An 18,241-nucleotide genomic window follows, 5' to 3' on the forward strand; every position below is an offset into this window, starting at 1 on the left:
AGCTCCTGAAAGTGTGGCTAAAGAGATCTTTGAGGCGCGCTACACCGGCGGCTCCAGCATCACCTCCAGTTGCGGGGCATCCACCAGATCGGGGCGGTCGGCACCGCCCAGGTCTTCCAGCGCGGTGAACTGCCCATCCAGAAACAGAAAACTCACCATGGCTGCCACATGGGCCAGTGCGGCCTCGGGGGTGGCAAAGTCGCTGCCGGTGGTTTTGTCGCCATCCAGCAGGTAGGAATACTGCCCGTCTGCACCGCGTGTGATCTCACCCAGGTCGATGAGCTTTTGCTTCACGTTGGTGGCGTACACGCGCCCTCGCAGGGCGTACAGGACAAAGGGCACACCATGGGCTGAAGCTGGCGCAGGGTTGGGCGCGGGAGAGGTGGGGGCAGTGGAGGAAGCACTCACGGATGAACTCCTGGCGGTAGTTGCAGAACCTGCAAGGGGAGCAGAGAGGGGCAGTGGCCTCAGTTCGTCAACGCGAGGTACGGCCGGGTTCGGGCTGGCGGGCGGCCCAGATGCCTAGCGCCAAACCCACCACGCCAAACACGGCCACCCGGGCTGCTGCGCTGCGATGGGCCTTGCGCTGACCGCCATCCATGCCTGTGCCCCGCGACGGGGCAAACAGGTTGCCCTGCGATGGCGCTACGGGCCGCGCGCTGTGCAATGCGCGCTCCGTTACCCAACGCATGACGCCACCGAGCCAATGCGGTGCCAGCGCATGCATCAGGCGGCCCGGGCGTGCACCCAGGCCCATCCAGGTGATGGGGCGCGGCTTCTCGGCCACAGAGACGATGGAGGCTGCCACCGCTTGCGGGTCAAGCAAAGGAATGCGCGGCTGCAGATTGCGGCCGGTGTAGTTGGCACCGTGCGAGAGGCCGGGCGAATCGACAAACGTGGGAGCGATGTCGCAGACATGCACCTCGGGCAGGTCGGAGACCTCGGCGCGCAGCGCTGCCGACAGGCCGCGCAGACCGAATTTGCTGGCGGTGTAGGCCGCAGCGTACGGTGAGGGGACCCAGCCCCCCATCGAGATCATGTTGATGAGCACACCCCGCCCACGTTGGCGAAAGTGGCGCAGGGCCGCGTGGGCACCGTACAGGTGACCGAGCAGGTTGGCCTCTACCACCCGCCGGTGCGCGGGCAGGGGCGTCTTGTCGAACCGCCCCACGGCCCCCACGCCCACACCGTTGACCCACACATCAATGCGCCCGAAGTGGCTCAGCGCGGTGTCGGCCAGACGCTGCACTGCATCTGCATCAGTGACGTCGGTAGGCACCCCCAGCGCTGCGCTGGCCCCTGCCTTGCGGCAGGCCAAAGCCACGGGTGCGAGAGTGTCGGGGTTGCGGGCGGCAAGCACCACGCTGGCACCTTTGCGGGCAAAGGCCAGTGCGGTGGCCTGCCCGATGCCGCTGGAGGCGCCAGTGACCACCACAACTTGCACGCCCGCAGGGGCCATGCCGGGGGGGGTGGTGGTGCTGGTGAGAGGGGGATGAGAAGAAGTCAGAGCCATGGGTGCAAACACAAAGTCAGGCAAAACCGGCTGCGGCACTGAGGTGACTTTGGGTAGTCACCCCGCAGCAGCCCATGGCTGTTTGTAAGGCGCAGTGCACTGCGCAGGTGTAGGACGGAGCCCGCAATGCGCGCCGCCCCGTGTCCTGCACGGTGCAGTGGGCTCACGCGCCCCGCGTGCGCGATCAGCCGGGTTTGCGCACAAAGGCGACCTGCAGGCCTTTGTCCGTCACGGTGATGGGGCCGGGCTCCAGGCCCAGGCCGTCAAACACGGCGGTGTCTTGCGGGCGCAGCTGGTGCAGCACCACCTCGCGCAGGGATTGTTCGGCCAGGGCCGGAGCGTAGGCGTTGAGCAGTTCGTTGGCGGCGGGCTTGAGCCCTGCCAGTTCCAGCCGCCCCAGCCGTATCTGGTGGGCGCGCAGCGTGCGGTCGCTGGCTTCGTAGCGCAGCGCAAACTCCACATCAAACGAACCCGGGTGGCTGCGCCGCAGGGCGGGGCCTGCGGCCTCAACCTCCATGGTGGCGCCCAGCCGGTTCACTGAAGGCAGCATGCGCAGGCGGGGGGCCTGCAGGGTCAGGTCTACCATGCCAGCCAGGGGCACGCTGCGGGGAAACTTGTGTGCCACCATGTCCTGCAGCTGCTCGGCAGACACGGTGTAGCTGGGCTGCGCATGGGCCGTGCCCGCCATCAACGCCAAGGCCCCTGACGCGATGAGGCCATAACCCAGCGTGCGTTGAATCCAGTCGCGGCGGCGAAAACGGTGTGCGTGCATCAGAGGCTCCTGGTCAGCTCAAAACAGGTGATGTCAGATGCACCCCGCGCCAAAAGGTGCCCGAGACAGGGGCAGTTGGCCCCAAAGAAACCATGCTCTCGCCTCAACGCCCCACCACAGACCAGCCCGCGTGCTGGTTGTTCTTGTCGTTCTCGTATTCCCAGGCGGTGCCGCAGCGGTCACACACATAGCGTGTGAAGGTGACGGTGCCCTGAGGCCGGTCTTCCTTGCGGTTGCCGCGCTGCACCAGTTCGGCGTGGCCAGGGGCCTTGCGCCAGTTGCGCTGGATGCCCTGGCAGGGCTCGCACAGCGTCATGGGTTGCAGCTCACGTTGGCGGGCCAGGTCTTTGGTCATGGGTGGTCTTTCAGAAGAATTCTTGGCCGGAGAGTCTGCTCGAAAGCACGTGGATAAAGCGCAACCAGCTATCAAAACAGAAGCATTTGCACGCACCGCGAGGCTCACATCATCCAACACGGCATCCAACGGCAAGGGGGTTGAGCCGCGCTCAGGCCACATGCACACAGTGGAAGTGGGGGCGTGATTGTGCCTGACCCGCACCCGCCCACGCTCCCGATACCATGCGGCCCATGCCTGCCTCTGCTGATCCTGATGCATCCGGAGTTCCGCTTCGCCCCGCCGTGGTGGACTTCAACGCCCCCGCCCATGAGGTGGCCCGACGGCTGATTGGGCTGACGCTGCTCGTCGACGGCGTGGGCGGGCGAATTGTGGAAACCGAGGCCTATGACCAGAGCGATCCGGCGTCGCACACCTTTGGTGGGCTGACTGCGCGCAACGCCGCCATGTTTGGCCCGCCCGGCAGGGCTTATGTGTACCGCTCCTACGGACTGCACTGGTGCGTGAACACCGTATGCTGCGAGAGGGGCCATGGCGCGGGCGTGCTGCTGCGCGCGCTGGAACCCACGCATGGCCTGGACACCATGCGCCAGCGCCGTGGGGTGCAGGATGCGCGCCTGCTGTGCGCAGGGCCGGGCAGGCTGGCCCAGGCGCTGGGCATTGACGCACGCCACAACCACCAGCCGCTGCAAGAGCCCCCCTTCGCCCTGCTGGAACCGGAGACGGGGCTGCCACCCTCCATCACTGTGGTGGCTGGCCCGCGCATCGGCATCTCCAAAGCCGTGGACGTGCCCTGGCGCTTTGGCCTGCAGGGATCGCGCTATCTGAGCCGCGGCTTTGGTGCCGTGACCCCAAAAAAAAAGCCGCATCGACATGAGCGATGCGGCTTTTGCATGGGGGCTTGCACAAGGTGCATGGCACCTTGCGCTGCGAGAACCGGTTACTTGTCCAGCTCTGCGGCCAGCATGTCCCAGCTGGGGTAAGAGCTTTCGTCCAGGGTGATGACGCCCTTGCCTGCCGCAAACTTGAAGGCCGTGGTGCCTGTGCGTGCGTACTCCAGGGTCTTGAGCTTGCACACAGCGGCCTTGGAAGGCGCGTCGTTGCAGTAGCGGGGGGCGTTGTCGATGATGGTGCCCGCCGAGTAGCGCACCTGGCGCAGATGGTCCACGGTCTGGAAGCTGTCTTGCTTGACGTTGACCTTCACATCGCAGCCGCACGACTGCTTGAGCGTGGTGGTGGCGGTTTTCAGGGCAGGTTCGACTTCAGCGGTGTAAAAGTCCCGCTCAGCCTTGCCTGCATGGGCCACGGTGACACAAGCCAGCGACAAGGCGGCAATCCAGAGCACATTCTTCTTCACGGTTTTTCCTTTTTTAAGACGGTGCTTCAGGTCCAGCGCACCCCTCCCAGGTGAGCCAAGCTCCACAGCGTTGCAGGAGCGTTGAAGCGCTGCGGATTGTGCCCACGAGAGGCCCGCAAAAACGTCACCAGTTGCAACCACAGCGCATGGCGCTGTGCAATCCGTCACTGAACCGCCGGGAATGTGTGCCGGACCTCTTTGTTGCGCAGTGGATGTCCAGCTAATGCCTGCAAAAAGGGGCTAGCTCTTCCCAAGTGCCTCACGCAATTGCAGGTGCGCATCCCCCTCCCAGTCCGGCGGCAGCTGGTGCTTGGCCTGCAGGTAGTGGTGGGTGAACACGTCCAGGTAAGCCTGCAGCACCTGCGCGGCCTGCGGCTCGCCCGCCAGGTCCAGGCACAGGCCCGCCACTTCGGCGGTGCAGAAGTGGTCGTCCCGGCGCGAGCGGCGCAGCTGGTAGCGCGAGATCTGCTCGGGCTGCAGGCTCAGCACCGGAAAGCGGTCCAGGTACGGGCTCTTGCGGAACATCTTGCGCGCCTCGGGCCAGGTGGCGTCGAGCAGGATGAAGAGAGGGCGCTTGCCATTAGCGGTGTCCGCATCTGGCTCAGCGACCTCCGTCACCACCCGCGCAGGCTCCACAAACTCGCCCGGAAACACCACATAGGGCTGCCACTGCGGATCGGCCAGCAGTGCGATCAGGCCCGGATCTACCTCGGTGCGAGCCCAGCCAAAGGCAAAGGTGTCTGGCACCACATCGGCAATCAGCCAGCCGGTGTTGCTGGGCTTGAGGGGTTCGATGTCGGCCATCAGCAGGCATACCCCAGCGCGCGTGGGCATCACCGGCTGCAGGCTGCACAGGCAGTGGCTGGGCACCAGGCGGCAGCCGGGGCAGCGCTCGCCGCGCGGGCCGCCCCGGGCCAGAAAGGGTTTGGCACTGCGGGCAAGGCGTGCGGTGCGCAGGCGCGATACGGCATGGGGTGCCCGGGGCGGCGTTTGGGGTGTATGGGGCGTATGAGGCACCTCGGGCGCAACGGGTGCAGGGCCAGAGTCCGCTGCGTGTTCAGCCACCCACATGCTCCAGCGCGAACATGGGCACCTCGGCCTCGCGGCTGAGCCACACGCCGCCGCCCACTTCCACAAAGCCCTGGCGCAGGCCGCGCCGGTACAGCTCGGCACGGTGGCGGAACACGCGGTTGTCCGTCAGGTCTTCGTCGATGATGTCCTGCTCATAGTCCTCGCGCGAGACGGCCTCCACATACAGCGCGCCTTTGGAGAGGCGGCCCAGGTTGTGCAGCGCGGCTTTCAGGTCGCTCGGGTTCAGGTAGGGCAGCACGCCCTGGCAGATCACTAGGTCAAACGGCGCACTGGCCGCATAGTCCACCACCGAGCCCTGCTGCCAGCCAAAGCGTTCGCACAGGTAGGGGCTGAACTCCACCCCCTGGTAGCTGGCCCCCGGAAAATGCTGCTCGATGATGCCCTTCCACAAACCAATGCCACAGCCCACGTCCAGCACGCGCTGCACCGGCACGCGCAGGTACTTGAGGTAGCTGCTCACAAACGTGCCCAGGCGCTCCATGTGCTGCGGGTCTACCACGCTGGTTTTCTTGTCGAAGTAAAAGCGCTGGTAGTAGGCCTCGTCAAACAGGGTGGCACTGGCGGATTGCATGCAGGGGGTCTTCCTCGGGAGATTTCAATGAAAAGAGCTTCCAGCGCTCACACATCAAGCGCGGGAAGCTCTTAAAAATATAGCAAATATTGCTTCAGCAGACTGGCGGCTTCAGGCTTTCGGGCGGTGCAGCACGCACAGCTTGTTGCCGTCAGGGTCGCGCAGATAGGCCAGGTACAGCTTGCCGCCAGGGCCTTCGCGATAGCCGGGTGGGTCTTCGCAGGTCACGCCGCCGTTGGCCACGCCAGCGGCGTGCCAGGCATCGGCCTGCTCGGGCGACTCGGCCAGAAAGCCGGTGGTTGCGCCGTTGCCGTGTGTGGCGGGCTCACCATTGATGGGGGTGGTGATGCAGAACGTGCCTGTGGGGCTGCGGTAAAAGTAGCGGTTCTTGTTGGCCACGCCTGCGGGCACGCCCAGCGTGCCGAGGACGGCGTCATAAAACTTCTTGGACACTTCCAGGTTGTTCACACCCAGCATCACATGACTGAACATACAGCGGTTCCTTGATGGCTTTGAGCACCCTTGCGGGCTGGTCACAGAGGAGCGCCCACGGTGGCCGCGCTCCCCAAACGACAAATCCCCCAGGCCCGGGCCGGGGGGATTTGCGCGGCGCATGTGCGCGCCGACCTTGCGATGGTAAACGCGGCAGCAGGGGCCTGCCGCCGGGTGCTCAACAGCCCGTCAACCCAGCCATCCCTTGATGCGGCGGGACAGGGCCTCCGTGCTGATGCCGTAGCGGTCGTGCAGGGTGGGCAGAGCCCCCGCATCCAGAAACGCGTCGGGCAGGCCCGCCAGGCGAAAGCGCTGGGGAGCCACGCCGTTTTGCAGCAAGGCGCTGGCTACGGCCTCGCCCAGCCCGCCGATGACGGAGTGGTTCTCTGCCACCACCACCAGGCGCGGCTTGCGCTGCACTTCGGCCAGGATGGTGGCGGTATCCAGCGGCTTGATGGTGGGGCAGTGCAGCACGGCAGCGCCCACGTTGTCGGCCTGCAGGGCACGCGCAGCCTCCAGTGCGCGCATGGTCATGAAGCCGCTGGAGATGATCAGCACATCGTTGCCATCCACCAGCCGCTTGGCCTTGCCCAGCTCAAACCGGTAGCCCTCGATTTCGTCCAGCACCAGCGGCACATTGCCGCGCAGCAGGCGCATGTAGACCGGGCCGGAGTGGTCTGCAATCTGGGGCACCGCCTGCTCAATGTCCAGCGCATCGCAGGGGTCCACGATGGTGAGGCCGGGCACGCCGCGCATCATGGCTAGGTCTTCCGTGGCCTGGTGGCTGGGGCCGTAACCGGTGGTCAGGCCGGGCAGCGCGCAGCAGATCTTGACGTTGAGGTTTTCCTCGGCAATCACCTGATGGATGAAGTCGTAGGCGCGACGCGTGCCGAACACGGCGTAGGTGGTGGCAAACGGGATCAGCCCCTCTTTGGCCATGCCGCCTGCAGCGCCCATCAGCAGCTGCTCGGCCATGCCCATCTGGTAGAAGCGCTCGGGGTGGGCCTGCGCAAACAGGTGCAGGTCGGTGTACTTGGCCAGGTCAGCGGTCATGCCCACGATCTCGGGACGGTTCGCGGCCAGCTCCACCAGGGCCTTGCCAAAGGGAGCGGCTTTCACGCGCTGGCCCTCGCCCGCAATCGAGGCGATCATGGCCGAGGTGGTCAGGCGTGGCTTTTTCTCGGCCACAGGATTGGCGATGGCGTTCATGCGGCAGCTCCTTCGGGGGCGGTCTGGTCCAAGATGGCGAGGGCCTGCTGCCACTCGGGCGGGTCCACGCGGATGAAGTGGTTCTTGTCGCGCGTTTCCAGGAAAGGCACGCCCTTGCCCATCAGCGTGTCGAACAGGATCACGCGGGGTTTGGGTTCCTTCAGCGCACGCGCGGCGTCAAAGGCCGCCAGCACCGCGGGCAGGTCGTTGCCGTTGACGCGCTGCACATGCCAGCCAAAGGCGGTCCACTTGTCGGCCAGTGGCTCAAAGCCCAGCACCTTGCTGGAAGGGCCATCGGCCTGCTGGTTGTTGATGTCCACCAGGCAGATCAGGTTGTCCAGCCGGTGGTGGGCTGCAGCCATGGCGGCCTCCCAGGTGGAGCCCTCGTCCAGCTCGCCATCGCTCATGCTGTTGTAGACAAAGGCAGGGTTCTTTTTCTGCTTGAGCCCCAGCGCCATGCCCACGCCAATCACCAGCCCCTGGCCCAGCGATCCGCCAGAAATCTCCATGCCCGGCGTGTACGTGGCCATGCCCGACATGGGCAGGCGGCTGTCGTCGCTGCCATAGGTTTCGAGCTCGTCCTGCGGAATCACGCCCGCTTCGATCAGCGCCGCGTAGTGCGCAATGGCGTAGTGGCCGTGCGAGAGCAGGAACCGGTCGCGGCCCTCCCATTCGGGCTCTTGAGGCCGGAGGTTGAGGGCGTGCCCATAGGCCACGGCCAGCACATCGGCCCAGCCCAGGGCCTGGCCGATGTAGCCCTGGCCCTGGACCTCACCCATGCGCACGGCATAGCGGCGGATGCGATGGGCGCACGCTGCCAGCGCAGGCACAGACGCTGCGTTTGTAGTCATGAAACTCTCCTGAAAAAGACTGCGGGAAAAGCGTTAAGCGCGAGACAAAGCGGCGTCAGCGCAAGATGCTGGCGGGCACATAGGACACCAGGGCCAGCACCAGGAAGGCGACCAGATAGAACGGCCCCAGCTCGCGCACCGTCTGCCCCACCTTCACCTTGGCCAATGCGCTGGTGATGAACAGCGTGGTGCCTACGGGCGGGGTGTACAGGCCCACAGCCAGGTTCACCACCATCATGATTCCCAGCTGCACGACGTCCATGCCAATGGACTGCGCCAGCGGAACAAACACCGGCGTGAGCAGCAGCACAGCGGCAGGCAGATCAATGAACATGCCGATGAACAGCATCATGAGGTTCATGATGAGAATCACCACCCAGGGCTGCCCCACGTTCTGCGTGATCCACGCAGCCACGCCGCTGGGCATCTGGTCAAACGTCAACAACCAGCCAATGGCGGCAGACGACATGATCACAAGCAGCACCACACCGGTGGCCAGACCGGCGTGCACCACCGCATCATTCAGGCGCGCCCAGGAAAGATCGCGGTAGAACACCGCAGACACAGCGGCTGCGTACAAGGTCGAGAGCACGGCCACCTCGGTCGGTGTGGCAATGCCAAAGCGAAGAAACACCACGATGAGCACCGGCAGCAGCAAGGCAGGTGATGCGTACCACAGGTGCTTGCGGAAGGTGGCCCATTCGATGGGCGTGATGTCGCGCGGGAAGTTGCGGCGGCGGCCCACCCACCAGCACATGGCCATGAAGCCACCGCACATGAGGATGCCCGGCAGGATGCCCGCCACGAACAACGATGCGATGGACGCGTTCGACGTGAGCGCGAACAGGATCATCGGAATCGAAGGCGGGATGAGGATGTCGATCGTGGCGGCGGCTGCCAAGGTGGCGGCAGAGAAAGCAGGCGGATACCCCAGGCGCTTGTGCCATGGGATGAGCAAGGAGCCAATCGCCGACGCATCGGCCACGGCAGACCCTGAAACGCCACCGAACAGCGTGGACGAGAGCACCCCCACCTGGGCAGGCCCCCCGTGAAAGCGCCCAATCAGGGCCGAAAGCACGCCCACCAGCGCGCCCCCCAGGCGCCCGCCCATCATGAGCGAGCCGGTCAGCATGAAAAACGGAATGGCAATGAGCGGAAAGCTCTGCACCTGCGCCACCATCTGCTGCACCAGCAGATCCAGCGGCACCTGGTCCGTGGTGGCCACGGCTGCCATCGCGGCAATCAGCAAAGCATGGGCGATGGGAATGGCCACCACCGCCGCTCCCAGAAATACAAGAAGAATGATGGCACTCATGGGAAGCCTCTTCGGTCAAGGTTGGGGAGTGTGAGAAGGGTGCTTACCAATGCGCTTCAGGCACCGGGGCGTCTGCCTGCGCAGGCAGCGAGCGCGATGCAGCCGGGGCACTCCATGCCCGCCAGGCCGACAGCAGTGCCAGCAGCGCGAGCATTGCCAGGCCCACCATCACGCACGCGTAGGTCACCGAGCCAGGAATCTGCAAGATGGGCGACTTCTCGTCATGCACGATCTCCAGCATCTGCCCGGTGGACCAGGCCAGCGTGCCATACAGGGCGCAGACCACCAGCCAGCCCAGCACGCTGACCCAGCGCCGCAACGCGGGGGCCAGGGTATCCATCAGAAAGGTGGTGGTGATGTGCGCGCCCTGGGCTGCGGCAAGCACCACGCCCGCCATCACCAGCCACGGAAACATCAGCTCGGGCACTTCGTTGGCCCACTGCAGACTGGTGCCGGTGGCATAGCGCAGCACGGTGTTGGCCACCAGGATGGCGAAGATGGCCACGGTGCTGACCCACAGCACTACGCGGCACAGGCCGAGTACGGCACGTTCCAGAAAGTTCATCACTCAGCTCCTTGGCACGCTGCGGGCTCGGGGCCCGCAGCGCAGGGTTGGGAAGACTGCGGCTTGCCGTTCAGCGAGCCGCGGCCACCACCTTCTTCACGTAGGGGCCGATGGGGCCAGCCAGCCATTTGTCTTCCACCGATGCGGTGGCCTTGGCAAACGCGGCCTTGTCGATGGTGGTGACCTGCACGCCCTTGGCTTTGAGGTCGGCCAGCAGCTTCTCGTCTGCCTCCTGCGAGAGCTTGCGTTGCAGGGCCGTGGCTTCATCGGCAGCCTCCTGCACCGCCTTGCGGTCGGCTTCGGAGAGGCGGCCCCAGGTGCGCTTGCTCATGAGGAAAGGCGTCATCTGGAACATGTGGCTGGTCAATGCCAGGTGCTGCTGCACCTCATACAGTTTGCTGGCGTGGAAGTTGACCAGGGGGTTTTCCTGCCCGTCCACCACGCCCTGCTGCAAGGCTACATACAGCTCCGCAAACTTGATCTGCTGGGCCTCTGCGCCCAGCGCCTGCATGATGTCCACCAGCACGGCATCTGGCGGGGTGCGCATCTTCAGGCCCTTGAGGTCCTCCACCTTGGTGATGGGCCGCTTGCTGTTGGTCATGTGGCGAATGCCGTTGTCCCAGTAGCCCAGCACCACCAGCCCCTTGTCAGAAGACTTCTGCGCCAGTTCCTTGCCCAGCGGGCCGTCCAGCACCTTGAAGGCCTGCTCGGGTGTGGAGAACAGGAACGGCATGCCATAAGCTGCGTATTCAGGCACGGCATTGGCCACCGCACCTTGCGAGTTGGCAGACATATCGAGGGCACCGGTGCGCAGCGCGGTCACCATGGCGGCATCGTCACCCAACTGGGCCGATGGGGCCACCTGCACCTCGATGCGGCCAGCCGTTTTGGCCTTGAGCACTTCGGCAAACTTCACAGCCGCCTCATGCCGGGGGTTGCCGGGCGCAGCGCCGTGCCCCAGGGTGAGCTTGATGGCCTGCTGGGCCTGGGCCGCCAGGGGCAGCGCGGCGGTGAACACGGCGGCGCACAGGATGCGATGGAATGTCTTGCGTTGCATGGTGTTGTCTCCTTGATGTTGTGGTCTGTGGCGCGCGCTGCTGGCGGCGCGCTGGTTGAGGGCGGCTAACCCAACTCCCTTGGCGTCGTTGTTCCGTCTTGTCGTGCCCGGCGTGCTGCCTGGCACCGCCTGCGACGGAACGCCTGGCCCAGGACGCTGCGCTGCGTTGTGTGAGCCGCTCTCACTTGAAACGGCGCAGCAGGGTATGCCCGATCAGTGGATCAGCATGCCACCGTTCACGTCCAGCGTGATGCCGGTGCAGTAGGCCGACAGGTCGCTGGCCAGGAAGACGCAGGCACCGGCCACGTCGGCAGGGCGGCCCAGGCGCGCCAGCGGAATGGTCTCGGCAATTTCGGCCTTCTTGGCGTCGGTGAGCTTGCCCTGGGTGATGTCGGTCTCGATCAGGCCGGGGGTGATGCAGTTCACGCGCACGCCTTCGGTGCCAAACTCGCGCGCCATCGCACGGGCCAGGCCCAGCACGCCCGCCTTGGCTGCTGAATAGTGCGGGCCGCCAAAAATGCCGCCCCCGCGCTGCGCTGACACGGACGACACGCAGATGATGGAACCCTGCTTTTGCGCCCGCATGGCGGGCAGCACCGCCTGCGACATGTACAGCGTGCCGCGCAGGCTCACGTCCAGGATGCGGTCGTAGTCAGCGCCAGTGATCTCCAGCGTTTTCACCGGCTGGGTGATGCCCGCGTTGTTCAGCAGCACGTCCACACGTCCCAGGGTCTGCAGCACCTGGGCAATAGCGGCGTCGCACGATGCCTTGTCGGTCACATCCGCCACCAAGCCCAGGTGCCCGCTGCCCAGCTGGGCGGCAGCCGCGGCAGGGTTGGCGCGTTCCAGGTCCAGGATGACCACCCTGGCGCCCTGGGCGGCCATCTGCCGCGCTGTGGCAAAGCCCAAGCCGTTGATGCCTGCGCCACCGGTGATGACGGCCACTTTGTCTTTGAGAAGCATGTGCTGTGTCTCCTGTTGTGTTGAACATGCAGGAGCACGCCCCACCCTAGCGGGTGGATGCCTGTGGTGTCGGGCCTCGTGGCGGGCGCGTTGTCTCCTGTAGTGCTGCAAATTCTGAAAGCAGCGTATGTTGATGACAAGCGACATTGCGTCAGCTTAAGATGAAGAACCTTCAACTTAAACCCTGCGCGCGATGGCATCCCTTCCTCCCGTGGCCTGCCTGCAAGCCTTTGAATGTGTGGCCCGCAGAAAGAGCTTTGCGCTGGCGGCTGCAGAGCTGCATCTGACCGCCTCGGCCATCAGCCACCAGGTGGCGCGGCTGGAAGACCACCTGGGCGTGCGCCTGTTTGAGCGCAGCGCCCACGGCGTGACGCTGAGTGCAGCCGGGGCGCGCTACCTCTCGCGCGTGGGCGGCGCGCTGGAGGCCATTGGCAGCGCCACCAACGACCTGCGCCACGGCGTGAGCAACAGCCTGTACCTGCACTCATCGCCCAGCATTGCCAGCCTGTGGCTCATGCCCCGGCTGGCGGACTTTGCATCGCACCACCCCGACATATCGCTGTATCTGTCTGCCGCCCACACCCCCAGCGACTTCGGCCTGGGCCAGGCAGACATCGACATACGCTACGGCGTGCCCCAGTGGCCTCACCTGGAGGTGCACCCTCTGTTCACCGAGCAAGTGCTGCCCCTGGCCAGCCGCGCCTTCATCCGCCGCCACAAGCTCAAGGAGCCCGAGCAATTGCTGGATGTACCGCTGATTCAGAGCGCAGTGAGCGTGGTGCAATGGTCTGACTGGTTTGCCGCCTTTACCACCCAGCGTGCGCCCGAGCGCTTTGCCGTGCGCTTTGACCGCGCCCAGATGGCCCTGGACGCCGCCACCCAAGGCCTGGGCGTGGCGCTGGAGAGCGCCACCATTGCCGCGCAGCACCTGGCCGACCGCAAGCTGGTGCCGCTGTTTGGCATGGAGTCGGGCATTGCGGTGCAGGCACACTTTGTCGTCTACCCCGCCCGGCACGCCGTGCGCAAACCGGTCGCAGCTTTTCTGGACTGGCTTCGGGTACAGACAGGGCAGACCGGGCAGCCCGATCCCTCTGCTCCTTCTGTCCCGTCTTGAGCACAGCTCTACCGACCTGACCGACTAGCCCCTTGCCACTTACACCCCCATCACATCACCGCTGACGGAGAACGCATGCCATCCACCGCCGCCCCTGTATCCCCACCTGCCACTCCACTGCCTGCACACATCGCCCCCGTGCCGCTGGACAAAGCCTACCGCCTGCTCAATCACGGGCCCACGGTGCTGGTGTCGGCCACGCACGCGGGCCAGCGCAATGTGATGGCCGCTGCCTGGGCCTGCGCGCTGGACTTTGCCCCGCCCAAGGTGACTGTGGTGCTCGACAAGGCCACCCGCACCCGCGAACTGGTGGAGGCCAGCGGCCACTTTGCCCTGCAGCTGCCCACCGTGCCCATGGCCGCGCTGACCGAAGCCGTGGGCACCGACAGCGCCCACACCCACCCCGACAAACTGCAGCGCCACGCCGTGCCGCTGTTTGACGCACCTGCGCTGCCGAACATCGCCGCCGACAACGCCCCACCCCTGGTGCAAGGCTGCGCTGCCTGGCTGGTGTGCCGGGTGATCCCCGAGCCGCACAACCAGCAGACCTATGACCTGTTCATTGGCGAAGTGGTGGCCGCCTGGGCAGACGACCGCGTGTTCCGCAACGGACACTGGGAATTTGATTCCGCCCCCGACAGCCTGCGCACCTTGCACTACGTGGCGGGCGGGCAGTTCTATGCCACGGGGGCTTCGGTCAAGGTCTGAACTGCGGCGTACACAACCAAAATGCCACATAGCGCTCACCAGACAAGCGCAGTAAGCTATCAAATACATAGCACCAAGTCATTAGACCCAGATTCCCTCGCCGGGGTGGGGCAACCCCTGCACCCGCGCGCATGCGGAACTTTGCCAGTCAGGGGCACTCCAGCATTCGGTATTTCATATAACCATCTGCCTGCCGTTTGCAGGCACAGGTGGTACATCCACACAACCGTGATGACTGGAGAAACTTGCCCATGAAGCTGTTCCGATTTCTGGAGGGAGCCCCCACTACTGCAGCCGCCCCTGAAGGCATGAACCCCGGCCGCCGCCGCATGCTGGCCATGGGCTGTGCCTGCTGCGCCATGGTGGCCGGTGGCATCAGCCCCGCTGCAGCGCAGTTGCCCGGCGTGCAAAGCCATCTGGCCGCTGCCAAAAAGGCCGCGGGCACCGACCTGCTGGCCTACCTGCGCCTGGGCGAGGTGGTCGACCCCGCCATGGCCGACCCCAACGCCATGCCGCGCGACCAGCTCATGCGCCTGCCCGCCCCACCACCCGGCCAGGCGTTTGACAACCTGTACTTCGTGGGCAACAAGTGGGTGAGCGCCTGGGTCATTGCCACCAGCCAGGGCCTGATCCTGGTGGATGCGATGGACAACGACGACGAGGCCGAGCACATCATCGACGCGGGCATGCGCAAGCTGGGCCTGGACCCGGCGCAGATCAAGATGGTGATCGTCACCCACGGCCATGGCGACCACTACGGTGGCGTGGGCTACCTGCGCCGCCGCTACGCGCCCGCCGTGCACATGGGTGCGCCCGACTGGGACATGACCGCCACCAAGCTGGAGTTTGACCGCCCCGACTGGGGCCGCCCACCCGTGCGCAACCCCGCTACCGACCTGGCCCTGAAAGACGGCGACCGCCTGCGCCTGGGCGACACCGCCATCGACATCGTGATGACCCCCGGCCACACCATGGGCACCGTGTCGCTGCTGTTCAGCGCCAAACAGGGCCAGCAGGTGCACCGCACGCTGCTGTGGGGCGGCACATCCTTCAACTTTGGCCGCCAGCCCAACCGCATGGAACGGCTGCAGGCCTACATCGATGCCACGGCCCGCGTACGCACCCTGGCCCGCGCGCAAAACGTGGATGTGTTCATCTCCAACCACAACGGCTTTGACCAGGCCGTAGAAAAGCTGGCTCTCATGCAGCAGGCCCAGCAGCAAGGCAAGCGGCTCAAGGCCAACCCCTTCGTCATCGGCGCAGACACCACGCAGCGCGCGCTGACCGTGATGAACGAGTGCGCCCAGGCCACCCAGGTGGCATGGCAAAGCGGCAAGTAAGCGCCAGCGGCTGACCCCGGCCCTAGGGGCCCCTAGCGCTTATGGACAAAGCGCAGGCAGCTATCAAAACGTGAGCACACCAAAGCACCTGCAGCACGGTCTGCAGGCTTTGGTGCATTCGTGTTACCGTCACAGGAAACCTCTCGCGCACCACCCCGGTGCGCGCCCTTCCCCCCGGTCGCCACGATTCTTCAGCCACCCCTAGTGTCCCGAATGAGAAGTTCGTTTCATAAAGACGTCGAGAATCTCCGCCATGCTGCGTTGCAAATCCTCGCGATAGCGACGGCTATCGCTGTGGTTTGCGCCTAGCCTGACGAAGATTTCGACCTCTTTACTAGCTGTCTACACGCCTGTCTATCACCATGTCCAGCGGCATCCTGTACGGCCTGTCGGCCTATGTCCTGTGGGGAATGTTCCCCCTGTTCTTCAAGCAACTGCAAGCTGCCAGCGCGCTGGAAGTGGTGCTGCACCGCATGGTGTGGTCGCTGGCCTTTGTGCTCATCGTGCTGGCGGTGTTGCGGCGGTTTGCCTGGCTGGGCGATGTGCGGCGCAGCCCCGTGCTGCTGGGCAAGTTTGCCGTGTCGGCCCTGCTGCTGGCGGGCAACTGGCTCAGCTACATCTGGGCGGTGAACAACGGGCATGTGCTGGACGCCAGCCTGGGCTACTTCATCCTGCCCCTCATCAACGTGGCGCTGGGCTTCATCTTCTTGCACGAGCGGCCCCGCAAGGCCCAGTGGGCCGCCTTTGCCCTGGCCGCCACAGGTGTGCTGTGGATGGCGGTGCAATCAGGCCGCGTGCCATGGCTGGCGCTGTTGATTGCGCTGACCTTCGGCTTCTACGGGCTGATGCGCAAGACAGCCACGCTGGGCGCGCTGGAAGGCATGTCGCTGGAGACCCTGCTGCTCGCCCCGCTGGCCATGGTGGCCCTGCTGTGGGGCGGCCCCACCGGCCCTGGCAGCAGTTGGCCCGCACACGATGCGCACACCTGGCTGTTCTTCATCCTGAGCGGCCCCGTCACCGCCATTCCGCTGCTGCTGTTTGCAGCAGGCGCGCGGCGCATTCCCATGTCCACCATGGGCTTCCTGCAATACATCACGCCCTCCATCCTGGCGCTGATGGGCGTCTTCCTCTACAACGAACCCTTCGTCGGCCCCCGCGCCGTGGGCTTCGCGTTCATCTGGACGGCGCTGGTGCTGTACTCGGCCGAAGGGCTGTGGACGGGGCGGCGCGCCGCCGCTGGCAAGAAGTTGGCCGCCGAAACTGCGTAAACCACTGGCGGGCTCCAAGCCCCGCCAACTCTGGCTGCAGGGCATTCGCAGCGGTAGTGCAAGCGTTCAGCTACCAACTGCCCGCACGGCGGGCACAGCACATGGCGGCGGCGCGCTGGCGCTTGCTTTGAGCACAGCGCGCCCCCTCAACCCACGGCCACGCCCATGCGCAAATAAAGATGGTGTTTTGGCGAGCACTTCGCATAATTTTCCGGCGATCAAACTCTGGAGACCCTATCTTGCGCATCACCCAACTCATCCCCGCAGCAGCCCTGGCATTGGGCGCCCTGGCGAGCAACACCCAAGCCAGTGAAGTGCTGTCTGCCGAAGTACAAAGCCCCGCACTGGGCCGCGCGCTCACCTACAACGTGTACCTGCCCACCGGGTACGCAGAGCACCCCAACGTGCGCTACCCCCTCATGTACCTGCTGCACGGCAACGGGGGCGTGCGCAACGACTGGGTGGTGAAGGGCAAGATGCAAAAGACCGTGGACACCCTGGTGGAGAACGGCGAGATTCCCCCCGCCATCTACGTGATGCCCGACGCCAACACCAACTGGTACGTGGACCTGAAGGAGAAGATGGAGACCGCCTTCCTCAACGACCTGATGCCCCACGTAGAAAAGACCTACCGCACCATCAACACCCGCGAAGGCCGGGTGATTGGAGGCTTGTCCATGGGCGGCTACGGCGCGCTGCGCTTCGTGCTGAAGTACCCCGAGAAATTCCAGGCCGCGGCCCTGCTGTCCCCCGCCATCTACAGCACCGAGCCCCCGGCAGACTCGTCGGCGCGCAGCGTCAAAGTCTTTGCAGAGCCCAACACCAACGGGGCCTACAGTAAGACCGTATGGCAGCAGTACAACTACCCACCGTTGATGGACGCCTTCCTGGCCAAAGGTATCAAGGTGCCCATGTACATCAACTCTGGCGACGACGACGAATTCGCCATCGAATCGGAAGCCGCGATTCTTTACGCCCAACTGCGCAAGGCCAAGCAGCCCGCCGAGCTGCGCATCGTCAACGGCAAGCACGAGTGGATGGTGTGGGAGACCACGCTGGGCGACAGCCTGAAGTACGTGTTCAGCACCGTCAGCCGCCCGCAAGTCACGGCCAGGTAAGCGCTGGTTTCGACGAAGGCAGTGCCCAGCTTGCCTGTAAGCGGTAGATGGGCCGGACTGCGGCGATATTCACCGCACCAAATGCGGCGAATATCGCCACACACCTGACAGCCAAGCCAGCAACAGGCCCAACCCCCGCAGCCCGAGCTGCCGCTCCCTACCCCTGTGCATACCGCGCCAGCCGCTGCGCCAGCGTGCCGGTGTGCAGCTCAAACAGGTGGTTGTCAAAGTCGTAAAAGTACAGCGACTGCCCCTCGCCCTCCACCCGTGGGCGGGGCGGCTTCACCTCGGCCCCCAGCGCCCGCAGCCGCGCCTCACAAGCGGGCAAATCCTCGTCAGCCACAGCAAAGGCAACATGGCGGTAGCTGCGCTGTGCCGGTGGCTCGCCCTCCATGAACGCCAGCCACAGCCCACCCAGCAGCACAAACTTTTCGCGCGAGAGGGAGAAGTTGCGGCCCTGGCTGTCGTACACCTCTTGCGCGCCCAAGCCTTCGCAGAACAGGCGGGCAGTGCGGTCTACATCGCGGACGATGAAGGTGAGGTGGCTGAAGCCGAGGATGGGCGAGGAGAACATGCTGGTA

Annotated in this window: 21 protein-coding genes; 6 read left to right on the forward strand and 15 right to left on the reverse strand. The window is 65.2% G+C overall.

What is annotated here, in order from left to right; all coding sequences use genetic code 11:
• Positions 1–39: 39 nt before the first annotated feature.
• The 4 genes from AACH87_RS20510 to AACH87_RS20525 all read right to left on the reverse strand — a co-directional run bounded on the left by AACH87_RS20510 (position 40) and on the right by AACH87_RS20525 (position 2,640).
• Complete coding sequence (locus AACH87_RS20510) at positions 40–408, reverse strand: hypothetical protein (RefSeq protein WP_338796415.1); 369 nt, start codon at positions 406–408, stop codon at positions 40–42.
• 67 nt (positions 409–475) lie between these two features.
• Positions 476–1,459: an SDR family oxidoreductase gene (locus AACH87_RS20515; RefSeq protein ID WP_338799037.1), complete on the reverse strand. Its 984-nt coding sequence runs from the start codon at positions 1,457–1,459 to the stop codon at positions 476–478.
• Between the two features lie 238 nt (positions 1,460–1,697).
• Positions 1,698–2,201 (reverse strand): DUF1439 domain-containing protein, encoded by a 504-nt coding sequence (locus tag AACH87_RS20520; protein ID WP_338799038.1) that lies wholly within the window; start codon positions 2,199–2,201, stop codon positions 1,698–1,700.
• A 187-nt stretch (positions 2,202–2,388) separates the two neighbouring features.
• A complete protein-coding gene (locus AACH87_RS20525; protein WP_338796416.1) occupies positions 2,389–2,640 on the reverse strand; it encodes a hypothetical protein in 252 nt (83 codons plus the stop codon).
• 233 nt (positions 2,641–2,873) lie between these two features.
• Between AACH87_RS20525 and AACH87_RS20530 the strand changes: the two genes are divergently transcribed.
• On the forward strand, positions 2,874–3,623 hold the full coding sequence (locus AACH87_RS20530; protein WP_338796417.1) for a DNA-3-methyladenine glycosylase: 750 nt from the start codon (positions 2,874–2,876) through the stop codon (positions 3,621–3,623).
• Here the strand turns inward: AACH87_RS20530 and AACH87_RS20535 are convergent.
• The 10 genes from AACH87_RS20535 to AACH87_RS20580 form a co-directional block, all read right to left on the reverse strand.
• Positions 3,581–3,997: a hypothetical protein gene (locus tag AACH87_RS20535; RefSeq protein WP_338796418.1), complete on the reverse strand. Its 417-nt coding sequence runs from the start codon at positions 3,995–3,997 to the stop codon at positions 3,581–3,583. The genes AACH87_RS20530 and AACH87_RS20535 overlap by 43 nt on opposite strands.
• A 240-nt stretch (positions 3,998–4,237) precedes the next feature.
• Positions 4,238–5,014, reverse strand: coding sequence for a tRNA-uridine aminocarboxypropyltransferase (locus tag AACH87_RS20540; RefSeq protein ID WP_338799040.1), 777 nt, complete (start codon positions 5,012–5,014; stop codon positions 4,238–4,240).
• Positions 5,015–5,054: 40 nt separating this feature from the next.
• Positions 5,055–5,660, reverse strand: a complete 606-nt coding sequence (locus AACH87_RS20545) for a class I SAM-dependent methyltransferase (RefSeq protein ID WP_338796419.1) — start codon at positions 5,658–5,660, stop codon at positions 5,055–5,057.
• Positions 5,661–5,771: 111 nt separating this feature from the next.
• Positions 5,772–6,152 carry a VOC family protein gene (locus tag AACH87_RS20550; protein ID WP_338796420.1) on the reverse strand — a complete coding sequence of 127 codons (381 nt, stop codon included), beginning with the start codon at positions 6,150–6,152 and terminating at the stop codon, positions 5,772–5,774.
• A gap of 189 nt (positions 6,153–6,341) precedes the next feature.
• Positions 6,342–7,361 carry a transketolase family protein gene (locus AACH87_RS20555; RefSeq protein ID WP_338796421.1) on the reverse strand — a complete coding sequence of 340 codons (1,020 nt, stop codon included), beginning with the start codon at positions 7,359–7,361 and terminating at the stop codon, positions 6,342–6,344.
• Positions 7,358–8,212: a transketolase gene (locus AACH87_RS20560; RefSeq protein ID WP_338796422.1), complete on the reverse strand. Its 855-nt coding sequence runs from the start codon at positions 8,210–8,212 to the stop codon at positions 7,358–7,360. The genes AACH87_RS20555 and AACH87_RS20560 overlap by 4 nt, the downstream gene beginning before the upstream one ends.
• 55 nt (positions 8,213–8,267) lie before the next feature.
• The gene (locus AACH87_RS20565) at positions 8,268–9,527 is read right to left on the reverse strand and encodes a TRAP transporter large permease subunit (RefSeq protein ID WP_338796423.1); all 1,260 of its coding nucleotides are present in this window, start codon (positions 9,525–9,527) and stop codon (positions 8,268–8,270) included.
• Between the two features lie 43 nt (positions 9,528–9,570).
• The gene (locus AACH87_RS20570; protein ID WP_338796424.1) at positions 9,571–10,092 is read right to left on the reverse strand and encodes a TRAP transporter small permease; all 522 of its coding nucleotides are present in this window, start codon (positions 10,090–10,092) and stop codon (positions 9,571–9,573) included.
• Positions 10,093–10,162: 70 nt separating this feature from the next.
• Complete coding sequence (locus tag AACH87_RS20575; RefSeq protein WP_338796425.1) at positions 10,163–11,149, reverse strand: TRAP transporter substrate-binding protein; 987 nt, start codon at positions 11,147–11,149, stop codon at positions 10,163–10,165.
• Positions 11,150–11,362: 213 nt separating this feature from the next.
• Complete coding sequence (locus AACH87_RS20580) at positions 11,363–12,112, reverse strand: glucose 1-dehydrogenase (RefSeq protein ID WP_338796426.1); 750 nt, start codon at positions 12,110–12,112, stop codon at positions 11,363–11,365.
• A 193-nt stretch (positions 12,113–12,305) separates the two neighbouring features.
• Between AACH87_RS20580 and AACH87_RS20585 the strand changes: the two genes are divergently transcribed.
• From AACH87_RS20585 to AACH87_RS20605, 5 genes are all read left to right on the forward strand, one after another.
• Positions 12,306–13,226: a LysR substrate-binding domain-containing protein gene (locus AACH87_RS20585; protein ID WP_338796427.1), complete on the forward strand. Its 921-nt coding sequence runs from the start codon at positions 12,306–12,308 to the stop codon at positions 13,224–13,226.
• Between the two features lie 75 nt (positions 13,227–13,301).
• On the forward strand, positions 13,302–13,934 hold the full coding sequence (locus AACH87_RS20590; protein WP_338796428.1) for a flavin reductase family protein: 633 nt from the start codon (positions 13,302–13,304) through the stop codon (positions 13,932–13,934).
• A 251-nt stretch (positions 13,935–14,185) separates the two neighbouring features.
• Positions 14,186–15,274 carry an MBL fold metallo-hydrolase gene (locus AACH87_RS20595; RefSeq protein WP_338796429.1) on the forward strand — a complete coding sequence of 363 codons (1,089 nt, stop codon included), beginning with the start codon at positions 14,186–14,188 and terminating at the stop codon, positions 15,272–15,274.
• A 362-nt stretch (positions 15,275–15,636) separates the two neighbouring features.
• Positions 15,637–16,542: an EamA family transporter RarD gene (gene rarD / locus AACH87_RS20600; protein ID WP_338796430.1), complete on the forward strand. Its 906-nt coding sequence runs from the start codon at positions 15,637–15,639 to the stop codon at positions 16,540–16,542.
• A gap of 239 nt (positions 16,543–16,781) precedes the next feature.
• Positions 16,782–17,660: an alpha/beta hydrolase-fold protein gene (locus AACH87_RS20605; protein ID WP_338796431.1), complete on the forward strand. Its 879-nt coding sequence runs from the start codon at positions 16,782–16,784 to the stop codon at positions 17,658–17,660.
• 157 nt (positions 17,661–17,817) lie between these two features.
• Here the strand turns inward: AACH87_RS20605 and fosX are convergent, their stop codons facing one another.
• On the reverse strand, positions 17,818–18,234 hold the full coding sequence (gene fosX, locus AACH87_RS20610; protein ID WP_338796432.1) for a FosX/FosE/FosI family fosfomycin resistance hydrolase: 417 nt from the start codon (positions 18,232–18,234) through the stop codon (positions 17,818–17,820).
• Positions 18,235–18,241: the final 7 nt, after the last annotated feature.

It is taken from the genome of Acidovorax sp. DW039 (assembly GCF_037101375.1).
Lineage (GTDB): Bacteria > Pseudomonadota > Gammaproteobacteria > Burkholderiales > Burkholderiaceae_C > Acidovorax.